6 protein-coding genes are annotated in these 7,829 nt (G+C 62.2%); 2 read left to right on the top strand and 4 right to left on the bottom strand.

All coding sequences use genetic code 11. The annotated features are described in order from the left end of the window. On the top strand, positions 1-782 hold a 782-nt coding region (locus Q4Q11_RS09170), incomplete at its 5' end, for a DeoR/GlpR family DNA-binding transcription regulator (protein ID WP_498569297.1). Between the two features lie 138 nt (positions 783-920). Here the strand turns inward: Q4Q11_RS09170 and Q4Q11_RS09165 are convergent. After that, positions 921-1,865, bottom strand: a complete 945-nt coding sequence (locus Q4Q11_RS09165) for a LysR substrate-binding domain-containing protein (protein WP_498569296.1) — start codon at positions 1,863-1,865, stop codon at positions 921-923. A gap of 117 nt (positions 1,866-1,982) precedes the next feature. Between Q4Q11_RS09165 and Q4Q11_RS09160 the strand changes: the two genes are divergently transcribed. Beyond that, the gene (locus Q4Q11_RS09160; protein WP_498569295.1) at positions 1,983-3,005 is read left to right on the top strand and encodes a YeiH family protein; all 1,023 of its coding nucleotides are present in this window, start codon (positions 1,983-1,985) and stop codon (positions 3,003-3,005) included. Here Q4Q11_RS09160 and Q4Q11_RS09155 read toward each other — a convergent pair. The 3 genes from Q4Q11_RS09155 to Q4Q11_RS09145 form a co-directional block, all read right to left on the bottom strand. After that, positions 2,968-4,809 (bottom strand): GGDEF domain-containing phosphodiesterase, encoded by a 1,842-nt coding sequence (locus Q4Q11_RS09155; RefSeq protein WP_112503467.1) that lies wholly within the window; start codon positions 4,807-4,809, stop codon positions 2,968-2,970. The two genes, Q4Q11_RS09160 and Q4Q11_RS09155, sit on opposite strands and share 38 nt — an antisense overlap. A gap of 265 nt (positions 4,810-5,074) precedes the next feature. Beyond that, positions 5,075-6,859 carry an IlvD/Edd family dehydratase gene (locus Q4Q11_RS09150; RefSeq protein ID WP_113213645.1) on the bottom strand — a complete coding sequence of 595 codons (1,785 nt, stop codon included), beginning with the start codon at positions 6,857-6,859 and terminating at the stop codon, positions 5,075-5,077. 7 nt (positions 6,860-6,866) lie between these two features. Then, entirely contained in the window at positions 6,867-7,751 is an 885-nt protein-coding gene (locus tag Q4Q11_RS09145) for an NAD(P)-dependent oxidoreductase (protein WP_498569294.1), read from the bottom strand. Between the last annotated feature and the right edge of the window lie 78 nt (positions 7,752-7,829).

Raw genomic sequence — 7,829 nt, 5'->3', positions numbered from 1 at the left:
ATTCCAATCATCGCGAACGCGAGATTCTGGAGGAGCTGCGCCTTGCCGGCGGCGCGAGCCGCATCCAGTTCCTGGCCGAACGGCTCGGCGTTTCCGAAGAAACCATCCGCCGCAACATCCGCAGCCTCGAAGCCAACGGGCTCGTCACCAAAGTACATGGCGGCGTCCACATCAAGGACTCGATGAACGAGCCGCCGCTGCACCTGCGCATGAACGAGAACGCCGAAGCCAAGCGCATGATCGCCGCAGCGGTCGCCGATATGATCGAGGATGGCGATACGCTATTTCTCGATGTCGGTTCGACCACCGCCTTCATTGCCGTCGCGCTGCAGAAGCATCAGAACCTCTTCGTCGTCACCAATGCCGTCGCGGTCGCCCATGCGCTTGCCACCCGCAACGGCAATCGCGTCTTCTTTGCCGGCGGCGAGCTGCGCGGTCACGATGGCGGCACGTTCGGCATGGAAGCGGCAAACTTCCTGCGCCGTTTCAATGTGCGCCACGCCATCCTTTCGGTCGGCGCCATCAATGCCGCCTCGGGCTTCATGCTGCATGACCTGGAAGAAGCGGAATACTCACGCGAAGCGGCAAGCCGCGCCGAAAACCGCATCGTCGTCGCCGACAGCGCCAAGTTCGGCCGCAGCGCGCCGATCGTGCTGAGCGAGCCGGCCGCCTTCGACCTGCTGGTCACCGACGACGCGCCGCCATCGGACATCCGCGCCATGCTCGAGCGCAACGAGATCGAACTCGTCATCGCCAACCGGCAACGGGCGGAACGACAATAGCCGGCAGCAGATCCGTCCGAGCCCTATCGAGAAAGCTCCGAGACATTTACGGATAATCGTTCCATCTCTTCGCTTTTATGCAATTCCGGGCGGAAAGCGCTTTTCCGGAATTGAGCTGACAAAAAGGCAATATCGAAACTAGCCGCTCACAACCTCAGGTTCTTGGCCGCACTCATCCGCATCGAATGCGATGGACTTGCGATAATTCTCGCACATGGCTTCCAGCGTCTGGGCCGCCTTGCTGGCATGCCGCTCCTTGTGGCGCAATAGCCGGAAGCTGCGGGCGGGCAGATCGAATATCGCCTGAACCAGCAATCCCTGCCCGAGATAAGCCTTCGCCGCCGCGCTCGAAATAGCCGCCGCACTGCGACCCACGCAAACCGCCGACAGCACGGCTTCATTCGACGGCAGGACAAGAGCCACATCGAGATCGCGCGGCGAAGCGCCGAGTTTGGCGACCGCATTCTCGAATTCCGAACGGGTGCCCGAACCTTCCTCGCGCATCACCCAGGAAGTGCCGTCAGCTAGGTCGGCGGCCGTCAGTTGCCGGCCATCCGCCCAGGGATGGTGCGGCGGGACGACGATGACAAGCGCGTCCTGCGCGACGATCTTCATCGACAGCGTCGGCGCATCCACTTCGCCCTCGATGAAACCCAGTTCGGCGGCGCCGTCGATAACCGCCTCGGTGACGGTGCGCGTGTTGCCGATGGTGAGATCCAGCTCGATGCCGGGATAGTCGCGATGGAACCGCATCAGCAAGGGCGGCAGCCAATAGCTGGCGATGGTCTGGCTTGCGCAGAGGCTGAGCCGGCCGCGCTGCAGTCCGCCCAGTTCGGATAGCATGAGTTCCGCCGAACGTACGCGTGCGAGCGTCGCCCTGGCCTCCCCCAGGAAGGATCGTCCCGTCTCCGTCAGCTCGATCCGTCGACCGACGCGGTGAAACAGCTCCACACCGTAATAGGCCTCAAGATTCTTGATTGCGGAACTGACGGCGGAAGGCGTCAGGTTGATCGCTTCTGCGGCATTGGTCAGATGTTCTCGTTCGGCGACGGCGACGAAAATTGCGAGTTGTTCGAAAGTCATGGGAAATCATTCTAATTTATCGAACGAAACATAGGATAATATTCGATGGATGTCGACATCGGCAGATGAGACTTTCCAGCCGTCACCAAAGCGCAAACAAACGAATGACGGCACACCATGTCCATTGCTCAACGCGCGAATGCGATCTTCCCCGGCCTCGCGCTCACCTCGGCCGTAGCCTTTTTTGCCTATGTCGGCGAGCATGCTGAAATCGGCCTTCTCGGCGGCCGATGGATCGAAAGCCTGGTGCTTGCCATTGCGCTCGGCATCGCTGTCTGCACGATCAAACCTCTGAAACCGGCCATGAGGCCGGGTATCGATTTCAGCGCCAAGCTCCTCCTGGAAATCGCCATCGTCCTTCTCGGCGCTTCCATCAGCCTTTCAGCCATCCGCGGCGCCGGCGTCTGGCTGATCGCGGGCATCGCCATCGTCGTGGTGCTGTCGATCGCCGCCACCTACATTATCGGCCGGGCGCTTGGCCTGCCGCCGAAGCTGGCAACGCTGATCGCCTGCGGCAATTCGATATGCGGCAATTCGGCCATCGTTGCCGTTGCCCCCGTGATCGAGGCAGATTCGCAGGAGATCGCTGCCGCCCTCGCTTTCACCGCCGTCCTCGGCATCGCGGCCGTGTTCCTATTGCCGCTCCTCTATTTCCACCTCGGCATGAGCGTATCGCAATACGGCACCCTGGCCGGTCTTACCGTCTATGCCGTGCCGCAGGTGTTGGCTGCGACCGCCCCGGTCGGCCTGCTCGCCGTCCAGACCGGCACACTCGTCAAGCTCATCCGCGTCCTGATGCTTGGCCCGGTCATCTTCCTGCTCGGCATCATCACCAAGGCCGAAGCTGCGGGAACGGACGGACGCAGCGGCCAGCACTACTCCCTGGTTCCGTGGTTCATCTGCGGCTTTCTCGGGCTGGTGGGGCTTCGTTCGTTCGGGCTTATTCCGGATGCGCTGGTCGCACCGATGGAAGCGGTTTCGGGCGTCCTGACCGTCATCGCCATGGCAGCCCTCGGCCTGTCGGTGAACATCCGCTCCGTCGCCCATGCCGGCGGCAGGGTGATCGTGGCCGCGACGATGTCGCTGCTGGCACTCGGCGCCATCAGTTACGCTCTGATCGCCGCCTTGCAGATCCGGTAGCACCTGCGCCTGCGCCGGCAGGAGCTCGAGGAGATCGGCGCCGCCTCGTTGCCCGCACCGATTTCAGCAAAGCGGCAATCTCGCTTTCGGAAGAAGGATAGCCGATGGCATAGCCCTGAAGCTCGTCACAGCCGACCTCGGCCAGGACGCGCGCATGATCCTCGGTTTCCACCCCTTCGGCAACGACCTCCACGTTCAGCGCCCGTGCGATTTCGACGATGGAGCCGACGAGGCGACGTTGCTCGTCGGACATGGTTACAGCCGTTACAAGCTGCCGATCGATCTTCAGCCGCTTCGGCTTCAGCCGGACCAGGCCGAGAAGCGAGGCATGGCCCGAACCGAAATCGTCGATCTCGATATCGATTCCCATCTCTTTGATACCGGCGATATTGGCGAGCACCCTGGCATCGGGATCATCAAGGAAGATGGTTTCCACCAGCTCGAAAGCGATGGCCTGGCGGGGTATCCTGAGTGCCTGCAGTCCTTCGATCAGATCGGGATCGGCAAGCCGGCGACCGGAGATATTCACGGCGATGCGCGGCGGCGAAAGGCCCTGCGACATCCAGGCGGCGCGGTCCGCCAGCGCGCATTTCAGCACCGCCGCGTCGATCTCGGCGGTAAGCCCATACTCGTCGGCCACCTTGAGAAAGGCTGCAGGGTTCAGCAACCCTCTTTCCGGATGCCGCCAGCGCGCCAGCGCTTCCAGCCCGACGATGCAGCGGGTATGCGCATCCACCTGGATTTGGTAGAACGGCTCGATCTGACGCAGCATCGGCGCCAGCCGCAATTCGTCAGCCAGGCGGCGCTCCGCCTGCAGATCGGCTTGCAGCTTCGGCGTGAAGAATTCCACACGATTGCGTCCGAGCTTCTTGGCCTGAAAGAGCGCCACATCGGATTCCGCCAGCAGATTGCCCGCGCTGCCCGTCTGGCTCAAGGCCACGCCTATCGAAGCACCGATCCTCAGCATTTCATTGCCGAAGCGCACCTCGCGCCGCAAGCGCGAGAAGATATCATTCGCAATGGCTTCCAATTTCTCTGCATTGCCGACATTGACCAGGGCAGCAACGAACTCGTCACCACCGATACGCGCGACAACGTCGTTGGCGGTGATTGCACCCGAAATGCGGGCGGCTGCGCTCTGCAGGGTGGCGTCACCGGCTGCATGCCCCCATTTGTCGTTAATTTCCTTGAAGCCGTCGAGATCTATATGGACGACACCCACGGTTTCGACCGACGTATCCCTGCGCAATTCAGCCAGCCGCCTGTCGAAATAGCGGCGGTTGGGAAGCCCGGTCAGATAGTCATGGTCGGCGGCATGTTCGATGCGCGTCCGGCTCTGCTCCAGAGCAATAGCGCGCGCTTCCGCGATAGCCTTCTGGCTCGCCAGCTCCCGGTTGAGCAACACATCGGCTGTAACATCCCATTCGGCACCAATGAAGGAAGGCGAACCATCGGCATCTTCATAATAATGCGCCCGTGAACGCAGATGGCGCACTTCTCCGCTCGGCAGGATGATGCGGAACTGCGAGTTGTAGAACCCCTTTCCCTCAAGCGCGATCTGAAAGTCGCTGATCGCCCGGTCCAGATCCTCGGGGTGCAAAGCATTCATCCACACGTCGGACGCTACTCTGGCACTTCGCCTGCCGGTCCCGTAGAGCCTGTGCATCTGCGGATCCCAGAGCAATTCCTGGTCGTTGACATTATGCTGCCAGACGCCGATTTGAGATGCCTCCAGCGCCAGCTCCAGCCTCCTCAAAAGGTCCTGGAACTCTTCTTCGCTTCGCCCTGATGTCGCCTCTGCCAAAGAGCTCCACCCCCTTCGGAAACTGGAGAGACTAGCCAACCGTAGTCAAGTATAGTTGCACTACTCCCTTTCGCGAACTTTAATGACCGCGCAAGCTACCCAAATTGACAGCAGCGCTCCGATCCCTACCGAAACCCATCCCCGCCGATGCCAGCTGAAGGCGGGATGCCGAAAATGTCAGGGGATTCCGGGCGAAATCCCGCTAACTTCTTGATTTGGAGACGGATTCCGATTTCAGGCCGAATCGGCCTGAAATCATCCGGCCCTAGTGATTGTGCCGCGGCGGATTGGCAGCGATATCGCGGAAATCGGCTGCACCGTCGAGCACGGCACCATCGGAAAGCTGAGTGACGGAACGACGATAGATGCGCTGCCAGGGCGTCGCATCCGGCGGGACGGCCGGAACCCCGTCGCCCTTGCGGCGCGCGATCTCCTCCTCGGCCACCAGCATGTCGCAGCGCCCCTGATTGAAATCGATCCGGATGATGTCACCGTTCCTGAGCCAGGCAAGCCCGCCGCCTGCAGCACTTTCCGGCGAGGCGTTGAGGATCGAAGGACTGTCGGCCGTTCCGGACTGACGGCCATCGCCGATCGTCGGCAGGCTGCGGATTCCTTGCTTCAAAAGCGCGTCCGGCGGCTGCATGTTGACGACTTCGGCCGACCCCGGCCAGCCGATCGGCCCTGCGCCGCGGATCACGAGGATGGTCCTCTCGTCGATGCCGAGATCGGGATCGTTGATGCGCTTGTGATAATCCTCCGACCCGTCGAAGACGACGGCCCTGCCCTCGAATACGCCTTCGTTACCCGGCTCGCTCAGATAGCGGCTGCGAAATTCCTCCGACACGACGCTCATCTTCATGATGGCGAAATCGAACAGATTGCCCTTGAGAACCAGGAAGCCGGCACGCTCCTTCAGCGGTTCGGCGAAGGGGCGGATCACCTCGCGATCGGTCGCCTCCCGGCCCTTCAGGTTCTCCGCCATTGTCCTGCCGGTCACTGTCGGACAACTTCCGTTCAGCTTGCCGGCCCGCAGCAGCTCCCACATCACAGCCGGAACACCGCCGGCGCGATGGAAGCGTTCGCCGAGATAGGCACCCGCCGGCTGCACGTTGGCAAGCAGCGGAATGTCGAAGCCATGCGCCTGCCAGTCGTCGGGATAAAGCTCGGCGCCGGCGTGCTTGGCCATGGCGGCGAGATGCGGCTGCGCATTGGTCGAGCCGCCGATCGCGGAATTGACCCGGATGGCATTGAGGAACGCCTCGCGCGTCAGCACGTCCGAAGGCTTGATATCCTCCAGTACCAGCTCGACCGCGCGCCGTCCGGTGCGATAGGCCATCTGGCCGCGCTCACGATAGGCGCCGGGGATGGCGGCGCAGCCGGTCAGAGACATGCCGAGCGCTTCTGCCATGGCATTCATGGTCGAAGCGGTCCCCATAGTATTGCAATGGCCGATCGAAGGCGCCGAGGCAAGCGCCGCCTCCATGAATTCCTCCTCGCCGATCTCGCCCGCCGCCAGCTTGCGGCGCGAACGCCAGATCACCGTGCCGGAGCCGGCGAGCTCGCCCTCGTGCCAGCCGTCGAGCATCGGGCCGCCGGAGAGAACGATCGCCGGAATATTGACCGTGGAGGCCGCCATAAGCGCCGACGGCGTGGTCTTGTCGCAGCCGGTCGTCAGCACGACGCCATCGAGCGGGTAGCCATAAAGCACTTCCACCAGACCGAGATAGGCGAGATTGCGGTCGAGTGCCGCCGTCGGACGCTTGCAGTTTTCGAAGATCGGATGGGTCGGAAATTCGATCGGAATGCCGCCGGCATCGCGAATGCCATCGCGCACGCGCTTGGCAAGATCGAGATGATGACGGTTGCACGGCGTGAGATCGCTGCCGCTCTGGGCAATACCGATGATCGGCTTGCCCGACCGCAACTCCTCCGGCGTGATACCGTAATTCATGAAGCGCTCGAGATAGAGCGCCGTCATGTCGATATGATCGGGATTGTCAAACCAGTCCTGCGAACGCAGGCGACGCTTGGATGCACCCTTATCGCTCATCTTTTCTTCAAGCCTTTCCTCGGGCATTCTTGTCTTCCAGATGCTGCAGCAAGCCGCTGTGATCCTGCCCGCCGCCGCCATTTTCCACGAATTCGGCAAATTCGGTTCTCACAGCTTCGGTCAACGGGAGCCGCAGAGAGAAGCTCTCAGCTGCGGCAAGAACCGTATCGAGATCCTTCAACTGGTTGCTGGCGGTCCCACCCGGCTCGAAATTGCGTTCGATCATACGCTGACCATGCAGCTCCAGGATCCGGCTTTCGGCGAAGCCGCCGCGTATGGCGGCTCGAAACGCCTCACGCGATCCGCCGCCGGCTTCGACCAGCAGCATCGCCTCCGCAACGGCGCCGATGGTTACCGCAACGATCTGCTGATTGCCGAGCTTCGCGAGCTGGCCCGTACCGCTGGGGCCGACGCGCGTCACGCGTCCGAGTGGCGCCATGACATCGCGGACACTGTCTATGACATATGCATCGCCGCCGGCCATGATCGCAAGCGTTCCCGCCTCTGCCCCCACCACGCCGCCGGAGACCGGTGCATCGATATGGCGAATGCCACGCTCGGCGAGTTTGAAGGCGTGTTCGCGGGCAACGGCCGGCGATATCGAACTGTTGTCGATTACGGTCGAGCCGACCTCGAGCGCTTCCGCAACACCGCTGCCGAACAGGACCTCGCCGACCGCACCGCCATTGGTCAGCATGGTGAAAAGCACCGATGCGCCTCGTGCCGCCTCCACGGACGTATCCGCAACGACGGCGCCATCAGCAGCCAGAGGTTCGGCCTTGGTCCGGTCGCGATTCCAGACGGTCACGGCAAAACCGGCAGCCAGCAGCCGCCGCGCCATTGGCGCACCCATCAGACCTGTACCGAGAAAGGCGATCTTCCTGCCGCCCATAAACTATCCTCCGAATTGGACCGCGGTGGCTCCTGAAACAGTGTGGCGACCGATCATGCGTAAACATCCGGCAATGAC

The sequence above is a fragment of the Rhizobium sp. UFLA01-1127 genome (assembly GCF_059803845.1).
Note: the sequence above shows the minus strand (reverse complement) of the source record. Positions and strands in the feature narration are given on the sequence as shown.

Bases quoted from the DNA above. Each gene is read 5' to 3' on its own strand.
- Q4Q11_RS09165 (WP_498569296.1), bottom strand. From the start codon at position 1,865: ATGACTTTCGAACAACTCGCAATTTTCGTCGCCGTCGCCGAACGAGAA.
- Q4Q11_RS09160 (WP_498569295.1), top strand. From the start codon at position 1,983: ATGTCCATTGCTCAACGCGCGAATGCGATCTTCCCCGGCCTCGCGCTC.
- Q4Q11_RS09150 (WP_113213645.1), bottom strand. From the start codon at position 6,859: ATGAGCGATAAGGGTGCATCCAAGCGTCGCCTGCGTTCGCAGGACTGG.
- Q4Q11_RS09145 (WP_498569294.1), bottom strand. From the start codon at position 7,751: ATGGGCGGCAGGAAGATCGCCTTTCTCGGTACAGGTCTGATGGGTGCG.